This window comes from Algoriphagus ornithinivorans, from assembly GCF_900115305.1.
GTDB classification, from domain to species: domain Bacteria; phylum Bacteroidota; class Bacteroidia; order Cytophagales; family Cyclobacteriaceae; genus Algoriphagus; species Algoriphagus ornithinivorans.
Genome location: NZ_FOVW01000002.1, coordinates 393,644 through 413,079, shown reverse-complemented (window position 1 = coordinate 413,079; position 19,436 = coordinate 393,644). Strand labels below are relative to the sequence as shown.

Genomic DNA, 19,436 nt, shown 5'->3' with positions numbered 1-19,436 from the left:
AAAAAAATTCTGGCGAGGTAGCTCAGTTGGTTAGAGCGCAGGATTCATAACCCTGAGGTCACGGGTTCAACTCCCGTCCTCGCTACAAAGGTCTCTGATTTTTCAGGGGCCTTTTTTATTTTTAGGATATGGATGAATTTGTAGTCTACATACTCTTCTCTCCTTCAACTGGTAAAACCTACACCGGAATGACCTCGGATTTAATCACTAGGTTCAATTTTCACAATTTTAAATCAACAAAAGGTTTTACAACTAGATATAGGCCGTGGATGGTTGTATTTGTTGAGTTTTTCGACTCTAAAAAAGATGCTTTAAAAAGAGAAAAAGAACTAAAATCTGGAAAAGGTAGAGATTGGGTGAAAAATTATGTTCTTCCCAATTTTCATTGATAGCATAGAATACATATTACATCCTATTGTGAACTTATGCTCAGCCTAACGTATACTTCACAACCTTAATTGTATAAATACCCTCAACAAAAAAAGCCCTCCCAAAAAGGGAAGGCTTTCCGCAAAATAAGGTCAGCAAACCTTATTTTACTCTTTCAACTACAGCTTTGAATGCCTCTGGGTGGTTCATAGCCAAATCAGCCAATACCTTACGGTTCAACTCGATTTCAGCTTTCTTCAACATACCCATAAATTGAGAATAGGAAATACCGTGCTCTCTTGCACCGGCATTGATACGCTGGATCCATAAAGCTCTGAATTCTCTCTTCTTCGCTTTTCTGTCTCTGTACGCATACTGAAGACCTTTCTCATACTTGTTTTTTGCTACAGTCCACACGTTTTTACCTCTTCCGAAGTAACCTCTTGTGGCTTTAAGCACTTTTTTTCTTCTTGCTCTGGACGCTACCGCGTTTACTGATCTAGGCATAGTTTTTTGTTTTTTGACACTTGGTGTTCCGTATTACTGGAATCTTTTAGACCAAAGCATCTGGTGAATAAATAAACCTTAATTAATTAGACAGGCTGATCAGATTCTCAACATGTCTTTTACTCTACCTTCATCGGAAGTGTGAACCAAACCAGTTTTGGTCAATTCTCTCTTTCTTTTGGTAGCTTTCTTAGTTAGGATGTGGCTTTTGTAAGCGTGCTTCCTTTTGATTTTTCCTGTTCCGGTCAAAGCGAATCGCTTTTTAGCGGAAGATTTGGTTTTTACTTTTGGCATTTTGCTGTTTGTATTTAGTTGAAATTATTTCTTCGATTGTTTCGGTGCAATGAAGATGTTCATTCGCTTTCCTTCCAATTTTGGAAGCTGCTCAACTGCTCCATAATCTTCAAGAGCCTGCGCAAACTTCAGCAATAACATCTCACCTCTTTCCTTAAATACAATGCTTCGTCCAACAAAGTGCACATAAGCTTTCACTTTGGCACCTTCTTTTAGGAAGTTGATCGCGTGCTTCAACTTAAAGTTGAAATCGTGATCATCTGTATTAGGTCCGAACCGAATTTCTTTTAAAACAACTTTCGCTGCATTAGCTTTAATCTCCTTTTGTTTTTTCTTCTGCTCGTACTTGAATTTGGCATAATCCAAAATCTTACATACGGGCGGATTTACATTTGGGGAAATCTCAACCAGGTCCAAATCATTTTCCTCGGCAAGTTTAATAGCCTTGTCTAAGGGTAATACAGCATTACCTCCTTCTACGAAATCCCCTACTAATCTTACTTCTCGGGCTCTGATTTTTTGGTTTACCTTATATGGTTCTTCTCTTCGACCTCTGTTTGGTTGTCTGTCTCTCAAGTTAGCTTTTGTTGTTTTTGTGAAATTGACTGCAAATATCGGAATTATTTCCTTTTCAAAAAAGCAGAATAAAATTTTACCTAATTAATCCTTGCTTAGCGATTCTGAAATAATCCCCTGAAAATACTTTATAAACTCCTCCGGAGAGTAGTTACCTAGATCTCCTTCCCCGTGCTTTCGCACAGAAAGTTTTCTGTTTTCCTGCTCTTTTTCTCCTACTATCAGCATGAAAGGTACTTTTTTAACCTCAGAATCACGGATTTTCCTACCAATCTTTTCATCTCGGTTGTCAATTGACCCACTGATTCCATTTTCATCTAAAATAGCTTTTATTTCCTCAGCATACTCAATATACTTCTCAGAAATTGGCAAAATATTAATTTGCTCAGGAGATAACCATAATGGGAAGTTACCTGCACAATGCTCAATCAATACTGCGACAAATCGCTCTAATGACCCAAAAGGTGCTCTGTGGATCATCACTGGTCTATGCTTGGCATTATCCGATCCGATATATTCCAACTGGAATCTGTCAGGAAGCTGATAATCAACTTGTATAGTTCCCAATTGCCACTTTCTGCCCAAGGCATCCTTGACCATAAAGTCCAACTTAGGACCATAGAATGCAGCTTCCCCTAATTCGGTAACAGTATCTAATCCTTTTTCTGCAGCTGCTTCGATGATTGCCGCTTCAGCTTTTTCCCAAGCTTCAGTTGAACCGATGTATTTTTCTGGTTTTTCCGGATCTCTCAATGAAATCTGAGCTGTATAATTTTCAAAGCCCAATGCCTTGAATACATACAATACCAAGTCAATTACTTTAATAAACTCTTCTTTTACCTGATCTGGGCGACAGAAAATATGCGCATCATCTTGAGTAAATCCCCTTACACGGGTTAAGCCATGCAATTCACCGCTTTGCTCGTAGCGATAAACCGTCCCAAATTCAGCATAGCGAATGGGTAAATCTTTGTAGGATCTTGGTTTATGCTTGTAAATCTCACAGTGGTGAGGACAGTTCATAGGTTTCAATAAAAACTCCTCTCCTTCATGGGGAGTGGCAATTGGCTGAAAAGAATCCTTGCCATACTTCTCGTAGTGCCCTGAAGTCTCATATAAGGCCTTATGCCCAATATGAGGAGTAGTCACCTGCTGATAGCCTGACTTATCCTGAGCTTTCTTCATAAAAGCAACTAATCTTTCTCTCAACAAAGTTCCCTTAGGCAACCATAAAGGCAGGCCCATTCCCACTTTTTCAGAAAAAGTAAATAGTTCTAATTCTCTTCCGATCTTTCTATGGTCCCGCTTTTTGGCTTCTTCCAGCATGACCAAGTACTCCTGCAATTCCTTGGCTTTTGGGAAAGTAACTCCATAAATACGAGTCAGCATTTTACGCTTCTCATCCCCTCTCCAATAAGCTCCGGCTATATTGGTTAGCTTAACCGCTTTGATAAAACCGGTATTGGGGATGTGAGGTCCACGGCAAAGATCTGTGAAGTTTCCCTGCTCATAAAATGTGATAGTACCGTCTTCCAGACCTTCCAATAGGTCTAATTTATATTCATCTCCTTTTTGTTGATAAAAGGAAATAGCATCTTTTTTAGAAATATCCTTTCGGATATACTCATTCTTTTCCCGAGCCAATTCGATCATTTTTTGTTCGATCTTCTCTAACTCTGAGCCATCCAAGGTATGATCGCCGAAGTCTACGTCATAGTAGAAACCCGTTTCAATGGGAGGTCCGATACCAAATTTGATTCCGGGGTATAATGCTTCCAAAGCTTCAGCAAGCAAGTGAGCGGAGGAGTGCCAGAAGGTATTTTTACCTTCATTGTCATTCCAGGTCAACAACTGAACGTCTGAATCTGCTTGGATAGGTCGGGTAGCATCCCAAACCTGACCATTGACTTTTGCTGCAAGAACATTCCGGGCCAAACCCTCGCTTATACTGGAAGCAATCTGCAGTCCGGTAGTTCCTTTTTCGTACTCCCTCACTGATCCATCTGGGAGGGTAATTTTAATTTGTTGTGACATAAAATAAGTAAGCCTTTACAAACAGGCGATTGATTAAGCTGCAAATATGCACAAGACGGCTGCAATCAAAAAATATAAAGCTCATGAATATAGAAATGAGCCCCCATTTCAAGAGTTTTAGTTGTAATTCATTTTTTAAATAGAAAGCATTAAAATACATTCTTGCTTAAGGCCTCTATTTAATTTCCTTTTTGAAAACCATCAATCATTTCGAGGTATAAACAATCAAAACTGGATTTTCAGAGTCTTTTGCCGCAAAAGCAGTTTGAGCAAAGTTTTTCCCTTTACCCTTAACAAACTCTTCAAAGGCCTTCTGCCCAAGCTCTGCCTTTTTCTTTTGCAATTCTTTGTAAAGGGTCTTACCAGGGATTTTAACTCCAACTTTATCATTACCAAAATGAAATAAGATAGAATATGGATTATACCCTCCATCTATATCATCTTGAATAATCCAATCAATCACTGAAGTTTGCTGGGTTTCTCGATCAAAAAAGACATTATACATTTTGTCCTCATACCTAAACAAAGAATAAAAGTACTTTTTATTCAGATACCAAGAGTTTGGTACAAAATGTAGTTTTGTTTTATTATTAAGGTAATTCATTTGTTCCAAGCCACTTAACTCTTCCATCTTTTCTTTGAACTCTCCTACATCTTGGCCATACTTTCCAAAATCCAAAACTAACCTAGGCTTAATTTTTCCCCCTTCTATCTGGTATATGGTATCATGGAAAGTCATAGAAAAATAAAGGAGTTCTCCTTGATCAATGAAAAAATCTCTACTGGAAAAATTACCAAAATACTGATCTGGGTTTCTAGGAATGGAATAAACCGTGTCTTGGAATTCAGAGTCTAAACTCAATATCATGAAATCTTCCGCGGTGAACGGAGACCTTAAAAAATAATACCTGCCCGTCTTTTCCTCATAGGCACCCGACAATAAATGAATTTCCTGTTTTTGTTCACGGATAAAGTTTCCTTCTAGATCAAACCACATTAATTTGGGTGGATGTACTCCAAGGAGAATAACCTCATCTTTTACTACCATCAATTTATCGAAATCCAAATACTTATCCGGTCCTTCTCCATATGCTCTAATTTTAGTTAAATAGTTCCCGCTACTATTAAAAATTTTTATGCATTTACATCCAAATATATCAAGGGTGAGAATTTTGTCCTTGTAAAAGGTAATTTGGTGTAATCCTGCATTCAATTGAGACTCTTCACTTTCATCCTTTAGCCAGATATATTCAATAGATGGCTCAAAGAATTCAGACAGTTTTCCTTCTCTTGCTTCAGAAAGGTCAACTTTGATGACTTCAAGTTGATCGTTTAACTGTTTAGAACGAGCTTTTTCATCCGTGGAGCAGGACGTGAAATAAAAAGATAGGATAGAGATTGATAGTAGTTTTAGGCTCTTCACAATGTAATAGTAGTTCGAAATTCAAAAAATCACAAAATAATCTGCGCACTTACTTTCACCACAAAAGGCCTAGCCTCTGGGGCATCTAAATAGGTCATGCGGTGAAAAAAGTCCAATCTGAAGAATTTAAAGATGTTCTCGATCCAACTATCTAGCTCGAAAGATAAATCTAGAAGACTAAAAACTCTTACCAAAACTGATTCCAGCAAATCTGGGTTCAAAATTCCAATTTTTTCTGCCACCTACAGGAACATTAAAAAACGGAGTATAACCAATTCGAAAAAAGAATCCACCTTTAGGTTTTTGATATCGATATCCGACTCTTAGAGGAATAAATGCATCAAAAACAAATTTATCGTCTAATTCTAATGATCCTGAATCAAAAAATAAAGTTCTATCTAAGAGTGAGGTAAATCCAAAACCCATTTCCAGATGATGGTTTAACTTGCCATATAAGGCAGTAACCTCCAAAGGAATAACGGGAAGCCAATACGTTTTGAAATCATTTATTTTATTACGCCACATAGAAAAACCAGCACTGGCATTCAATTTTAGCTTCCCTTTTTGATGAAAAATCTTGCTGTAGTTGATTGCATATCTTCCAGAACTTCCGCCAACTTCAAGGTATACAGCATTTTTTGCGGTATAGGTTTCGGACTTGGTTTGAGCTTTTGCACAAATGGAAATAGAAAGAGTTAAGACTAAAACTGTAACAAAAATTTTTTCAAAAGAATTATTCATTCCATGGAATTTAAAAATGATACAAGCATCTATTCTTAATGCTCTCCAGTTTAGAAAGAATTCAGATTGCATTAAGTCACTAAAACTAATAGTTTTTTTCTAAAAGAAGATTTATCATAAAATAATCTGTGCACTCACCTTTACCACAAATGGCCTAGCCTCTGGGGCATCTAAATAGGTCATGCGGTGAAAAAAGTCCAACCTGAAGAATTTAAAGATGTTCTCGATCCAACTATCTAGCTCACAAGATAAATCTAGAAGACTAAAAACTTTTACCAAAACTTACTCCTGCCATATAAGGATTGAAGGACCAATTTTTCCCAGCTCTTACCGGAACATTAAAAAATGGCGTGTAACCAATTCTGAAAAAGAATCCCCCTTCCGGTTTTTGGTACCTGTATCCAACTCTTAAAGGCATCACTGAGCCAAAAACCACTTTATCAATTGTGTCAAATGTTTCCGAATCAAAAGCTAGACTTCTAGTTAAGTAAGGAGTAATTCCCATACCTATTTCCAGATGATGATTTGACTTGCCAACCAATGCAGATATCTCCAATGGTACAACAGGGAGCCAAGTTGTTTTAGAATCTAATCTGTGAGGAAGCATAGAAAACCCTGCACTTGCATTCAGCTTTAGCTTCCCTTTTTGATGGAAAATCTTGCTGTAGTTAATCGCATAGATCCCAGAACTTCCGCCAACTTCAAGGTAAACAGCATTTTTTGCGGTAAAGGTTTCGGACCTGGTTTGAGCTCTTGCACAAATGGAAATAGAAAGGGTAAAGACTAAAACTGTAACAAAAATTTTTTCAAAAGAATTATTCATTCCATGGAATTTAAAAATGATACAAACTTAGAATGCCATCCAGTTTAGAAAGAATTTAGATTGCATTAAGTCGTTAAAACTAATAGTTTTTTTTTTAAAAAGAAGATTTATCACAAAATAATCTGCGCACTTACTTTCACCACAAAAGGCCTAGCCTCTGGCGCATCCAAATAGGTCATGCGATGGAAAAAGTCTACCCGGAAGAATTTAAAGATATTTTCAATTCCATATCCTAACTCCAAATAAGGCTTAGTAGGATCTAATCTTCCAAAACTTTCTAAAGGATTTCCTGCAGGATCTAAGCTCGGAACATTCAATACATTCTCATTTCTAACTGATCCAAAAAGTAAATTTCCATTGGCTACTGCTCTCCATTTTAGTTTTTTCATCAATGGAATTCTGTTCAATAAAAATCCCTCAAAAGAATGTCTATATCTTAAGCTGACATATTGATCTGAGGCAAACTCATTGAAATTCATGGTATTGAAAGCAGCTGTAGTGTAAAAAAGCGTTTCATTTCCCAAGTGGTTTTTCAATATCGGATAAGGAACTTCTCCAAAGACTTTGCCTGCATCCACTTCATATCTGGAAACCCCAAAAAGTCCCATGTTTAGCCTTTGGTACAGATAAAAACTCAACTTATGATAATCTATGTCTCCACCCAACCACTGAAGGCCTTTTGCATAGTTCACTTCAAAAATTGGCCATTTAGAAGGTCCAAATGAAACCCGCTCATTGTCATTGATAATGATTATTTCGTCCCTTCCATAGCGAAGTCCAACTCTAGCTTCTGTAGTCTCAAACCTACTTCTTAACTCTCTATTCTCCTGCTCCAAAAAGTAAAAGTTAAACAATGGATCAAACGCTGCAATCTGAAGACCCCCTTTCAGCAAAAAGCCTTTGAAAAATTCCCGCTGGAAATTTAGCTGCTGTGTTGTGCTGATAAAAGGCCTCCTCAATGTCCCAAATCTACTGGCAGCCAAGAAAATACTATTACCAGCTAAGGACTCCATTTCCAAACCCACTTGATCGATTTCTTTCGTGGATTTGAATTGAAGGGTAGTCCAATGTTGCCTATCTAATATCCGGGTTACAAATGCTGAATATTTAAAGCGTTCATCTTTAAACCCATACGCTAAATAGGCTTGAATCAACCATTTATTGCTGAATGAATAATTGGTCCGCATCCCAAAGCCAGCCCGAAAACCTTCTACATTATTGTAATTTCCAAATTCAGTCCAAGGGCCCAAATCCACTTTTCCTACTGGAAGAAACCCAGTTGCAAAAAACTTCAAACCTTCTGAATAAAATCGAATAATGGGTATCTTCTTCAGTGTATCCACCATCTGAAGAATGGCTATTTCCTCCGAACTTAATGGGTCTACCCTATTTCTTTTCCAAAAATCTTCTCCGGCATTCCCGAAATCAGGTCTCAATTCAACAGCATTGTTGAAAAAGGAAGTGGGTAAAGGATCTTGGAGAATAACTGAATCCGTAGCCGTGTAAAACTTCGCAAGAAGCCCGGCGGTATTGGGGCTTACTTGCCCTATTTTTATTTGAATTCTACTTTTAGATGGAATTAAGGGACCTTTGGAAGTAGGCTCTAATTCTTGCTGGATCTTGATTCTTTCAATAAAATTTAGGTTCGCGGACTTGGGAACAGTCAAATCAACTTGCTTGAGTGCATAGGTTTCTTTATTGATCCAGATGGTACCGCTAAAGGCCAAGTCTTGCTCTCTTCTGGGATAAACTTGCAACCTATAGCAGCTATCTTTTCCCACTAAGACCGAGTCTAACAAATCATAATCATAGAAAACTTTCCAGCTATCAGCTATGGGTGAAATGAACTCTTTATCCAGAATATTCAACCAATTTTTATAGAAGTTATATTCCTGGAAAACAGAGCCTGTAATTTGAGAAGTAGTAGAGCCATCCGTGATACCGACTCCGGTGACTTTGGACTTTTCGACGATCTCTTTTTTCAGTTCAGGGTTATTTCGATAATAAAATTTGGAAATGGTCTCAGAGAAAAAAACGGGCAGGATTTTTTCTCCCTCATCGTTGGTCAATTGCCGAATGCTGTCCAAAACAGCTGTTACTTTCTGGACTGTTTTTCTCTGGGTAAACCTGTCCGAAACCTGATCTATATCAATCTCTATTTTTGTATAGTTCTTGGTTTCGTATGCCTCAAGACTTCTTTTATCAAATTCTTTTCTTTTATCAACCGCCCTTCTGATGATTTCAAACGCCGGATTTTCACCAGCCTCAAATACAAAAGCTTCCAATTCAAAGTCAGATGGTCTGAGTTGGAAATTAATGGTTTGATTAGCTGAAGATCCAATTTTTTTGGTTTGGGTGATATATCCCAAATAGCTTACCCGAACGCTATCTGCCTCTCCCGAAAAGCTCAATTCATAATTTCCTTCGAAATCAGTATTCATTCCCTTTCCTGTTCCCAGTACCAAAACTGAAGCAAATGGAATAGGATCACCTGTTTCTGCATCGGTCACTTTGCCCTTGATTGACACTTGGGCGTAAGAAAAACTCAGGGAAAAGGATAAAAATATGAGAGAAAACAGTCGCTTCATTTAGAAATTTCGCATGGAAATATTAGCACAGTTGCAAATATAATTTCATTCCGCTGGCTTAAAGTCCAATCTGAGATAAAATTTCCAAATTGAATAAAGACTAGGCCAGCATCATTCAATTTTGATTCCTGATCTAATATATTTGGGCTTTCAAAGAATAATCTATGGTTTACGATATTGCGATTGTCGGAGGTGGAATTGTCGGATTGGCTACAGGGCTTAAACTTATCAAATCAAAGCCTGAGCTGAAAATCGTTATTCTCGAAAAAGAAGAGCAGCTAGCAAAGCATCAAACCGGAAATAATTCCGGAGTAATTCACTCTGGACTCTACTATAAACCAGGATCTTTAAAAGCCATCAACTGTATCAACGGATACCATGAATTGGTGAGCTTTTGCCAGGAGGAAAAAATCCCTTATGAAATAACCGGAAAAGTGGTTGTCGCTACCCGGGAGGAGCAAAAGCCTTTATTGGAAAATCTTTGGAAAAGAGGGTTGGAAAATGGCTTGACCGGCACACGCAAAATCAGCTTGGATGAATTGAAAGAATACGAACCACATTGTGCCGGAGTGGCGGCTATTCATGTCCCGCAAACCGGAATAGTAGATTATTACCAAGTTGCCCTAGCTTATGGAAGAAAATTCATGCAGCTCGGCGGAAGTATTTTATTGAAACATAAAGTATTGAAAATAAGCACTTCAAATAACATCAATACAATTGAAACTTCAATAAAATCCATAGAATCTAAGTTGGTCATCAACTGTGCAGGCTTATATTCAGATAAGATTGCCAGAATGAATAGCGATGAGGCAGATGATGTAAAAATCATTCCTTTCAGAGGCGAATATTACAAGCTTAAAAAAGAAAAGGAATATCTGGTCAAGAACTTAATTTATCCCGTTCCAGATCCTAACTTCCCATTTTTAGGGGTGCATTTTACAAGAATGATGAAAGGCGGCGTGGAAGCAGGACCCAATGCAATTTTGGCTTTTAAAAGAGAGGGCTATAAAAAGTCTCAGATTAATTTTTCAGAATTAGCGGAAACTTTAGCTTGGCCTGGATTCCAAAAAGTTGCTGCAAAATATTGGAAAACCGGTTTTGGAGAATTATATCGCTCATTTTCCAAAGCTGCCTTCACGAAAGCACTACAGGAATTGATACCGGAAATTCAGGAATCAGATTTGGTAGATGGTGGAGCAGGTGTGAGAGCTCAAGCTTGTGATCGAAGCGGTGGATTGTTGGATGATTTTGCTATCAGAGAGAGTGCTACAGTCATCAATGTATTAAATGCTCCATCTCCAGCTGCCACCAGTTCCCTATCCATTGGAGGTACTGTAGCCTCTATGGCTCTCAAGCGCTTTGAATAATTAAACCTGAGTATTGACAGTATCGGGGAAATATCTATTGGCTAACTTTATCATTTCATCGCCTTTGACCAGGTCATGAACACTCAGTTCAGAAGTATGATAGTGCCCTGAAGCTCCCAATAATTCCATTACAGCGTGAACTGTGTTTTTATGGAAATTGTATACGCGCTCAGCTTTATCTGGAACCACCAAACCTTTTACCAAACCTCTTCTTTGAGTTGCCACTCCAGTTGGGCAATCGTTGGTATTACACCTTAAAGCTTGAATACAACCCAAGCTAAACATAAAGCCTCTGGCTGAATTACATATATCGGCTCCCAAGGCTATATTTTTTAAAATCGAAAAAGCACTCAATGCTTTTCCTGATGCAATTATGGTAATCTTATCCCTGAGATTGAATTTTTCCAATGCAGCTCTCACAAAGATCAAGGCTGGCTCCAGCGGTAAGCCAACACTATCTGAAAATTCTAAAGGAGCCGCACCAGTTCCTCCTTCTGCTCCATCTATTGTGATGAAATCAGGTAAACATTCCTGACTGATCATCTCCTTGCAGATTTCTATAAATTCTTCTGTGCGACCAATGCAAAGTTTAATTCCGACCGGTTTACCGCCTGACAACTCTCTCAATTGCTGTACAAAAGCTATCATTCCTTTAGGATCGGAAAATGCCTTGTGTGATGGAGGGGATAATACAGTAGTTCCGGGTTCTAGTCCCCTGATTTTAGCAATTTCAGGAGTGTTTTTAATGCCCGGTAAAACTCCCCCATGCCCGGGTTTTGCGCCTTGGGATATTTTCAACTCTATTAATTTCACTTCAGGTAATTGAGCTTTTTCTTTAAAGCTTTCAGGGTCAAAATTTCCATCCTTATCCCTGCATCCGAAATAACCAGTTCCAATTTGCCAGCATAAATCTCCTCCTGACAAATGATAACTGGAAATCCCTCCTTCTCCCGTATTATGATAGAAATTACCTTTTTGAGCTCCTAGATTTAATGCTTTGATAGCGTTGGAACTAAGAGAGCCAAAACTCATTGCTGAAATATTAAAAATTGAGGCTGAATATGGTTGAGCGCAAGAATGAGTACCGATCGTGACGCGAAGATCTTCCTCTTTGGGACTTACCGCGTATATACTGTGTCTTAAAGCTATATAGTCTTCTCCATCAATATCTTTTTGAGTTCCAAATGGATGTGTGTCATTGACTCCTTTGGCTCTTCTATAAGCCAAAGCTCTTAAATTTCTAGAAAATGGTCTTCCATCGGTATTGCTTTCAATGAAATATTGTTGGATTTCAGGGCTGATTGATTCTAAAATGTATCTAAAATGCCCGACAACGGGAAAATTTCTGAGGATCGCATGTTTCTTTTGAATAGAATCATAAATACCCAATGCAGTCAAAGAGCCCAAAACAATCAGGAAAAAATATCCAAAGCTAAATTCCCGAAGTTCACTGAACCACATGAGAAATAAAGTGAGGAGGAAAATGAGGAGAATAGATAGAAAGAAAAGCTTCCGCATTCCAAAGGTGGGTTTGATGGAATACTAATATAGTAAAGCTAAATCAGTTTCCTTTAAGCGAGCAAAAATTCTAAAAATCGATATTCTGCCCAAGTAAATTCGTCACCTTTTAGGGTAAATCCTGTGTGCCCACCCCTCTTAGGCATTTCTAAAATAATCTCTTTCTTCTTTCTCGCTAAATCTACCGGATAGCAAGCCTGACCCAGCAAAGGATCATTGAGAGCATTGATAATCAATGTAGGAATCTGAATATCCTGCATCCAATTATCAGCACTAACTGATTGATAAAAGTCTTCTGCATTTTTGAACCCATGCAATTTGGCCGTAAAATGGGTGTCAAAGGTGTCAAAGTCTTTGACTTTACCCAGTAGCTCCAAGTCGATCAATTCCGGATACTGGGTTGCCTTAAGCATCATCTTTTTTTTGAGTTTACCCAAAAACCGATTTTTGTAAAAACTATTAGAAGGGTATTTTAAAGTGGCTGCACTTGATGGCAAATTGCATGGCGTGGAATATACCGCAGCTTTGACAATTTCTAATGGGATATTCTTACCTTTTTCACCTAGGTATTTTAAAGTTTGGGCCCCTCCCATGCTGATTCCACAGAGATATATTTCTTTATAATTCTCTGTCCTTCTAATATGTTCGATTACCGTATCCAAATCATAGCTCGCTCCATGATGATAAAGGATAGGTTGCAGATTCATTTCTCCACCACAGCTTCTATTGTTCCAAGCAAGAACATCCACATGATGTTGATTAAATAATTTCGCCAAACCCATGGCATAATGCCTATAAGAATCTCCTTCCAAGCCATGAGAAATAATCAAAAGCTTATCACTTCCAACCTTCGACCAATCAAGATTTAAAAAATCATCATCAGGAGTATGAATCTTTTCTCTTTCATAGGTTAGCCCTTTGATTTTTCGAAATAAACTCGGGACTATAGTTTCAAAATGACCATTGATTAAATAACTGGGACCCTGGTACGAAGAGGAATCAATAATTGGCATATCCTAAAAATGGAAAATGGGATTGAATTTTAAGTACAGCAGAGTGTTGAAACCCTCTCTGAACAGATATCAATTTCAAAAAAAATACTTTTTGATCAATTATTTAAGAGTTTGGCTGTTTCTTCGATAGCTGTATCCAGTTTTTCCTGAAGTAAATGAAAATGTCCTCCGAATGCCTGATTAAAGCCCTCGGATTCTAAAATATCTTTTCCTTCTTGCAGGATAATTGATAAATCTTCAAACTCAAACATACCCAAGGTAGGTTTGACCTTATGTCTGATTTGTTGGATTTTAACTTCGTCTTTTTCATGAAAACCTTCAGCATATTTGGTTTTCAATTCAAGTAATCCTGCATGGATAGCAGTAGTTAATTCCATTCTAAATTCCTCATCACCTTCGGCCATTTCTAGGATCCGTTGGTTCAGTTCAGGATAAGCTAAACTCATATCGCGCTATTGATAATAGTTTTTCCCGCCAGAAAACCCGTCGACCAAGCAGCCTGAAAGTTAAAGCCTCCAGTAATGCCGTCCACGTTAAGTACTTCTCCAGCAAAGTATAAATTTGGGTGAAACTTACTTGCCATTGTTTCAGGATCCACCTCATTCAATTGAACACCTCCTGCAGTTACGAATTCTTCCTTGAAAGTGGTTTTACCTTTGACAGACAAAATATAGCAAAAAAGATGCTGAACCAATTTATTAATTTGCTTTTTGCCCAAGTTTCCGTAGATCTGTTCCTCTTCAACAAGGGATTTTTCAAGAATATGCTCCCATAATCTGCCTGGAATGTCAAAAAGTGGGTAATTTTTAACTTTTCTGGATGAATGGGCTTGAATATAATTTCTTATCTGATTTTGATAATCCTCTTCACCAAAATCCTGATTCCAGTTAATTATCGCTTTTGCCTGATATTCTTTTTCATGAAGCCAAGCTGCTCCAAAAGCTGAAAGCTTTAAAACTGCCGGACCACTCACTCCCCAATGAGTGATCAAAACTGGGCCTTGATAAGAAAGTTTGGTACCCTCCAATCTCACATAGGCATGCGGTACTGATAAACCCATTAATTCACGGATGGATTCTTGTGGAGTATTAAAAGTGAAAAGGGAAGGTATAGGTGATGCAATAGTGTGCTTAAGACCCTTTAAAAATTGATAGCCTTCAGTTTTAGGATGACCTCCACTACAAATTACCACTTTATCAAATTTCCAGGAACCAGAATCAAAATGAAGAGTCCAGGTATTCCCATTGGCCTCCATACGCTTTAGATTCATTCCAGTTTCGATTCGAATATTTTTCGCTTTGGCTTCTTTCAGTAAAGCATCAATAATAGATGAAGATTGATCACTAACAGGAAAAACCCTACCATCTGATTCAATTTTTAACTGAACACCTCGGGACTCAAACCACTGAAAAGTATCTTCCTGCTTGAAATGCCTAAAAACCTTTTTTAAGAACTTTTCTCCTCTTGGGTAATTCTTTACCAACTTGGCTATTTCCATAGGACGGTGAGTGACATTGCATCTTCCTCCACCGGATATTTTTACTTTGGAAAGTAGCTTTGGAGTTTTCTCAAAAATGAATACTTCATTGTGAGGTGAAGCAGCATGAATCGCAGCAAAGAACCCGGCTGCCCCTCCCCCAATAATTGCAGTTTTCACTTTAATTTATTGATTTGTAGAAAGTTAAATACTTTATCTTTTACGGGTAAATGAACCTAAAATACCACGGGTTAATTCTCGGAAAATAGTTCTTCCCAATTGCCTAACCATGGTATTTTTACTCAACTCCTCAATTAGAGATTCGTCTTCTTTGGTACGACTTGCTGTTTTGGATCTTGAAGATGGACCGGGCAAAACAGCTTTTTCCTGTTCTTTTTCAATTTGGTTCATCTTCTTTTCCAGCAACTCAAATGCACTTTCTCTATCTATATCTTCATTGTATTTTGAGGTCAAAGAAGATTTATTAACCAAATCATCTATTTCTGAATTGGTTAAAATGTCCATTCTTGAAATTGGCGCTCTGACAAGGGTATGAGCCAAAGGTGTAGGAATACCTTTTTCATTCAACGCAGTAATTAAAGCCTCACCTATACCCATGGAGGTCAATACCTTGGAAGTATCATAAAACGGAGAGTCCGGGTAATTTTCAGCAGTTTTAGTGATGGCTTTCCTGTCCTTTGCTGTAAAGGCTCTTAAAGCATGCTGGACCTTTAAACCTAATTGTCCTAGGACAGAATCTGGAACGTCTGTGGGAGTTTGAGTACAAAAATACACCCCAACACCTTTTGAACGAATCAACTTGATAATCGCTTCAATCTTTTCTAAAAGATCTTTGGAAGCAGTAGAAAAAACTAAGTGTGCTTCGTCTATAAACAAACAAAGCTTAGGTTGATCAGCATCTCCTTGCTCTGGAAAGGTTTCATAAATCTCAGAAAGAATGCTGAGCATGAAGGTAGAAAAGAGTTTGGGCGTAGATTGAATGTCAGTCAATCGAATCACAGAAATGACTCCCTTCCCATTTTTGGTTCTTACGAAGTCCTCCACGTCAAAGGATTTCTCACCGAAAAACCTTTCAGCACCTTGTTGCTCAAGTTCTATGATCTTTCGCATGATGGTATTCACCGATGCTGAGGATACACTTCCGAATTCCTTTGTAATAGCCGCTTTTCCTTCGTTGACGATAAACTGAAGCACCCTTTTCAGGTCTTTCAAATCTACCAACGGAAGATGATGTGTATCACAATATCTAAATACCAAAGAGATGACTCCTCCTTGCGTATCATTCAAATCCAATATTTGAGAAATCAGGATGGGACCAAACTCAGAAACTGTAGCCTTTAATTTGACACCTTTCTCCTTAGAGATAGACATTAATTCTACGGGTAAGCCCATCGGTTCATAGTCTACCCCTATTTTTTGAGATCTTTTTAAAATGAAGTCTGAAGCTTCTCCAGGTTGAGCCAAGCCAGATAGATCTCCCTTCAAATCCATCAAAACCGATGGAACACCTTTTAATGAGAGCTGTTCTGCAATTACCTGAAGAGTTTTGGTTTTACCTGTTCCTGTGGCACCTGCTATCAAGCCGTGTCTGTTCATGGTTTTAAGAGGTACCTTGATTTGGGCTCCTGAAACTGCCTCTCCATTTAGGATACCAGTTCCCATGATGATATAGTCTTTTTTATAAACCTGACCTTCAGCCAGATGGGAGATAAACTTTTCTTCTTGACTCATCTTCTTTACTGATTTGAATGACAAACTACAAAAAAAACCTTGATGCAAGTCGCAAAAAGGTTTTTTTGAAATTAGATAAAAGGGAAACTTAATGAGTTACAACAGGATCCAATGCTTTTGCCTGGGCTACAAAATCCTCTACTCTGGATAATGCAGGAATAGCTCTTGTGAGTTTCTTTTCAGCATTGGTTTTTACCAAAGCAGCATGAAGATTTTCTGCATTACGATTTCTTAATTCTTTTACAGTATCAACTCCGGCCGCTTTGAGTAATTCTGCGAATTGACTGGCAATGCCATTGATTCTGAAAAGATCTGCCATATTGACCCAATCCAAAATTTTTCCTTCATCTATACCCGAAGCATCTGCAATTTTCTTTCTTCCAGATTTAGAAGCTCCATGTTGTAGCAAGCCTTCTACTGTTTTTACTCCAGCTTTTGCCAGTTTTTCCTTGAATACAGGTCCGATACCTTCAATAGCATCAATTGATTTTGCCATGTTATTAGTGTTTAGGTTAAAATGTTTCTTGACTCTAGTTCTTTAATCGGGTGATTAATCAAAACTATTATCCTAAAATAAAGACAATTTTTATCTTCCAAAATCCATTTTAAAGAATGTTTTAAAAAAACTCCATTTACAAACATTAACTTTCGTCTTCGAAAGCAAGTTTGTAACCTTGAAATTAAAATTGATTCAACCCGTGTTTTCAAAATTTTCTCCACTATTCATACTTATTTTCTTCCTCTTTACTTTCACCAGTATAGGGCAAGGGGTTCCAAATCTTGGTCAGACTGACCGTTGGATGAAAGGTGCCCTAGCTGCCATGGAAAGACAGGATTATACCACTGCCAATTCCATATTCAGAAACCTGATCGACTCAGGTCTACCCCTCCCGGAAGAAATGCCCTATTATTTTGCAGAGACACTTTATCAGTTAGGTCAATATGATAATAGCTCCAACTTTTTGAATAAATATTTAGAAATAAATGGTTTCAGGGGAGCTAATTATCAAGGAGCACAAGAATTACAGAAAAAACTGGAAGGACCGCTCAAAGAAATCATTCAATGTCAGCTCTGTGATAGAAAGGGATATAGACTTGAACCCTGTTCAAACTGTGGAGGAAAGCAGAAATTAGAACAAAGTTGTACCTATTGTCGAGGCAAAGGTGTTGTAGGATGCAGTAAGTGTGCAGCTACTGGAATGATTACAAAAAGGAATATTTTCAATATAGTTGAATACTTCGAATGCGACCGATGCGGAGGTGACGGAAGGTTGACTTGTCCCAACTGCCAAGGAAGCCTCAAAGAAATCAGTGAATGTAAATTATGTGGAGGCACAGGAAGTTTATCTTCTGAACTCATTTGCGATCATCAAAAAATCGAGCATAAACATTAAAAAAACAGAGGCTGTCTCATAAATCGGTTTAATGTCAGCCAGAGCGGAGTCGAAGGCTATTTCTATTGTTTTTAAGCACATTTCGACTTCGCTCAATGTGACATGATCACCTTTGAGACAGCCTCTTCTTTATTTACAGTACTTTTCTAAAGCTTCTTTAGCTCCTGGATATTCCAAGCCATTTGCTAGCTGAAAATCTTCACATCCTCCTCTTTTTTTATTGGTAGCTACTTTAAGCATTCCTCTATTAAAATAAGCCTGTGCAAAATCTTTGTCAAGCTTAATCGCATTATTATAGGCCTTCATCGCGTCTAGGGTATTTCCCAACTGATGAAGAGCTCTTCCTTTCATAAAAGAAGCTGTTGCCGGAGCCCCTGAGATCTCTTCTGCCCTATTTGCAAAAAGCAAGGACTTAGAATACTCCTTGTTGAGATAATGGATATTGGCAATGCTTAAAAGAATCTGAAAGTTGTTAGGATCGATTTGCATCGCTTTTTCAAAATCATTCAAGGCAGAATCATATTGGCCCTGCTCTTCAAATGCCCTTCCCCTATTATAAAGAGAAGTAACATCATTGGGATTGAATTTCAGGGTTTCTGAATATTCCCCCACGGCTTCTTCGTATTTGCCTTTGTTGAAATAAGCATCCCCTTTGTTTTGCTTTGAATTAGAACAAGCCAGAAATGTTGCACTTAAAAGTACAACACACCCGGCTCGGAGTAACATTTTCATAATAGTTGGTTTAGACTGCTACGTTATTTTCTCTCAATGCGTCATTCAGTGAGGTTTTCAAATCCGTAGAAGCTTTTCTTTGACCGATGACCAATGCACAAGGAACTTGGAAAGTACCAGCACTGAATTCTTTGCTGATTGATCCTGGAATAACCACTGAACGAGGAGGAACATAACCTTTATATTCTTTAGGCTCAGAACCCGTTACATCAATGATTTTTGAGCTAGCTGTCAAAGTCACACCTGCACCAATTACTGCCTCTTTTCCAATTCTGACTCCTTCTACTATGATAGCTCTAGAGCCAACAAAAGCTCCATCTTCTACAATTACCGGAGCTGCCTGAACAGGTTCTAGCACACCTCCGATACCTACACCGCCACTTAAATGAACATTTTTGCCGATTTGAGCACAAGAACCGACAGTTGCCCAGGTATCAACCATCGTGCCACTGTCCACAAAGGCACCGATATTAACATAACTTGGCATCATGACAACTCCGCTTGCTAGATGTGCACCATATCGAGCTACAGCATGAGGAACTACACGAACACCTTGCTTGGCATAATTGGTCTTAAGCGCCATTTTATCATGAAATTCAAAAGGCCCAACTTCAATAGTTTGCATTTTCTGAATTGGAAAATACAGGATTACTGCCTTCTTCACCCAGTCATTTACCTTCCATGAACCATCTTCCTGTGGTTCAGCTACACGAATTTGACCAGCGTCCAAGTCGGCAATGATAGTTTTGATGGCGATTTCAGTATCTTTTTCCTTAAGATATTCTCTTTTTTCCCAAGCTCTTTCGATGATTTCTCTGAGTTCCATTA

19 protein-coding genes and 1 tRNA gene are annotated in these 19,436 nt (G+C 38.2%); 4 read left to right on the top strand and 16 right to left on the bottom strand.

The window, feature by feature from the left end; translation table 11 throughout:
- The first annotated feature begins 11 nt into the window (after positions 1–11).
- Together BM073_RS04000 and BM073_RS03995 are read left to right on the top strand one after the other, a co-directional pair.
- Positions 12–85: transfer RNA gene (locus tag BM073_RS04000), tRNA-Met, on the top strand.
- A gap of 43 nt (positions 86–128) precedes the next feature.
- Positions 129–389, top strand: a complete 261-nt coding sequence (locus BM073_RS03995; RefSeq protein WP_091650684.1) for a GIY-YIG nuclease family protein — start codon at positions 129–131, stop codon at positions 387–389.
- A 142-nt stretch (positions 390–531) separates the two neighbouring features.
- On the opposite strand, the gene rplT is transcribed toward BM073_RS03995, so the two are convergent.
- The 8 genes from rplT to BM073_RS03955 all read right to left on the bottom strand — a co-directional run bounded on the left by rplT (position 532) and on the right by BM073_RS03955 (position 9,355).
- On the bottom strand, positions 532–876 hold the full coding sequence (gene rplT, locus BM073_RS03990) for a 50S ribosomal protein L20 (protein ID WP_091650682.1): 345 nt from the start codon (positions 874–876) through the stop codon (positions 532–534).
- Between the two features lie 99 nt (positions 877–975).
- Positions 976–1,170 carry a 50S ribosomal protein L35 gene (gene rpmI / locus BM073_RS03985; RefSeq protein ID WP_091650680.1) on the bottom strand — a complete coding sequence of 65 codons (195 nt, stop codon included), beginning with the start codon at positions 1,168–1,170 and terminating at the stop codon, positions 976–978.
- 24 nt (positions 1,171–1,194) lie between these two features.
- On the bottom strand, positions 1,195–1,746 hold the full coding sequence (infC, locus tag BM073_RS03980) for a translation initiation factor IF-3 (protein WP_091650677.1): 552 nt from the start codon (positions 1,744–1,746) through the stop codon (positions 1,195–1,197).
- Between the two features lie 84 nt (positions 1,747–1,830).
- Positions 1,831–3,780, bottom strand: coding sequence for a threonine--tRNA ligase (gene thrS / locus BM073_RS03975; protein ID WP_091650675.1), 1,950 nt, complete (start codon positions 3,778–3,780; stop codon positions 1,831–1,833).
- 205 nt (positions 3,781–3,985) lie between these two features.
- Entirely contained in the window at positions 3,986–5,203 is a 1,218-nt protein-coding gene (locus tag BM073_RS03970) for a DUF4934 domain-containing protein (protein WP_175557837.1), read from the bottom strand.
- Positions 5,204–5,380: 177 nt separating this feature from the next.
- Positions 5,381–5,944, bottom strand: coding sequence for a hypothetical protein (locus BM073_RS03965; protein WP_139217437.1), 564 nt, complete (start codon positions 5,942–5,944; stop codon positions 5,381–5,383).
- 262 nt (positions 5,945–6,206) lie between these two features.
- The gene (locus BM073_RS03960) at positions 6,207–6,767 is read right to left on the bottom strand and encodes a hypothetical protein (RefSeq protein WP_091650667.1); all 561 of its coding nucleotides are present in this window, start codon (positions 6,765–6,767) and stop codon (positions 6,207–6,209) included.
- Between the two features lie 110 nt (positions 6,768–6,877).
- The gene (locus tag BM073_RS03955; protein WP_091650664.1) at positions 6,878–9,355 is read right to left on the bottom strand and encodes a DUF5686 and carboxypeptidase-like regulatory domain-containing protein; all 2,478 of its coding nucleotides are present in this window, start codon (positions 9,353–9,355) and stop codon (positions 6,878–6,880) included.
- A gap of 164 nt (positions 9,356–9,519) precedes the next feature.
- Between BM073_RS03955 and lhgO the strand changes: the two genes are divergently transcribed.
- Positions 9,520–10,722 carry an L-2-hydroxyglutarate dehydrogenase gene (gene lhgO, locus BM073_RS03950; RefSeq protein ID WP_091650662.1) on the top strand — a complete coding sequence of 401 codons (1,203 nt, stop codon included), beginning with the start codon at positions 9,520–9,522 and terminating at the stop codon, positions 10,720–10,722.
- Here lhgO and BM073_RS03945 read toward each other — a convergent pair whose 3' ends face one another.
- From BM073_RS03945 to BM073_RS03920, 6 genes are all read right to left on the bottom strand, one after another.
- Positions 10,723–12,240 carry an FMN-binding glutamate synthase family protein gene (locus tag BM073_RS03945; protein WP_091650660.1) on the bottom strand — a complete coding sequence of 506 codons (1,518 nt, stop codon included), beginning with the start codon at positions 12,238–12,240 and terminating at the stop codon, positions 10,723–10,725.
- Between the two features lie 53 nt (positions 12,241–12,293).
- Positions 12,294–13,253 carry a YheT family hydrolase gene (locus tag BM073_RS03940; RefSeq protein WP_091650657.1) on the bottom strand — a complete coding sequence of 320 codons (960 nt, stop codon included), beginning with the start codon at positions 13,251–13,253 and terminating at the stop codon, positions 12,294–12,296.
- Positions 13,254–13,348: 95 nt separating this feature from the next.
- Positions 13,349–13,699: a hypothetical protein gene (locus tag BM073_RS03935; protein WP_091650652.1), complete on the bottom strand. Its 351-nt coding sequence runs from the start codon at positions 13,697–13,699 to the stop codon at positions 13,349–13,351.
- Complete coding sequence (locus BM073_RS03930; RefSeq protein WP_091650649.1) at positions 13,696–14,910, bottom strand: BaiN/RdsA family NAD(P)/FAD-dependent oxidoreductase; 1,215 nt, start codon at positions 14,908–14,910, stop codon at positions 13,696–13,698. Before BM073_RS03930 ends, BM073_RS03935 begins: the two co-directional genes overlap by 4 nt.
- A gap of 33 nt (positions 14,911–14,943) precedes the next feature.
- Positions 14,944–16,482, bottom strand: a complete 1,539-nt coding sequence (locus BM073_RS03925; protein ID WP_091650646.1) for a helicase HerA-like domain-containing protein — start codon at positions 16,480–16,482, stop codon at positions 14,944–14,946.
- Between the two features lie 88 nt (positions 16,483–16,570).
- A complete protein-coding gene (locus BM073_RS03920) occupies positions 16,571–16,978 on the bottom strand; it encodes a DUF4332 domain-containing protein (RefSeq protein ID WP_091650644.1) in 408 nt (135 codons plus the stop codon).
- Positions 16,979–17,180: 202 nt separating this feature from the next.
- Here BM073_RS03920 and BM073_RS03915 point away from each other — a divergent pair, with 202 nt between their 5' ends.
- Positions 17,181–17,876: an outer membrane protein assembly factor BamD gene (locus tag BM073_RS03915; RefSeq protein ID WP_091650951.1), complete on the top strand. Its 696-nt coding sequence runs from the start codon at positions 17,181–17,183 to the stop codon at positions 17,874–17,876.
- A 129-nt stretch (positions 17,877–18,005) separates the two neighbouring features.
- Here the strand turns inward: BM073_RS03915 and BM073_RS03910 are convergent, their stop codons facing one another.
- On the bottom strand, positions 18,006–18,608 hold the full coding sequence (locus tag BM073_RS03910; protein WP_091650642.1) for a tetratricopeptide repeat protein: 603 nt from the start codon (positions 18,606–18,608) through the stop codon (positions 18,006–18,008).
- Between the two features lie 10 nt (positions 18,609–18,618).
- Positions 18,619–19,434 (bottom strand): 2,3,4,5-tetrahydropyridine-2,6-dicarboxylate N-succinyltransferase, encoded by an 816-nt coding sequence (locus BM073_RS03905; RefSeq protein WP_091650639.1) that lies wholly within the window; start codon positions 19,432–19,434, stop codon positions 18,619–18,621.
- Between the last annotated feature and the right edge of the window lie 2 nt (positions 19,435–19,436).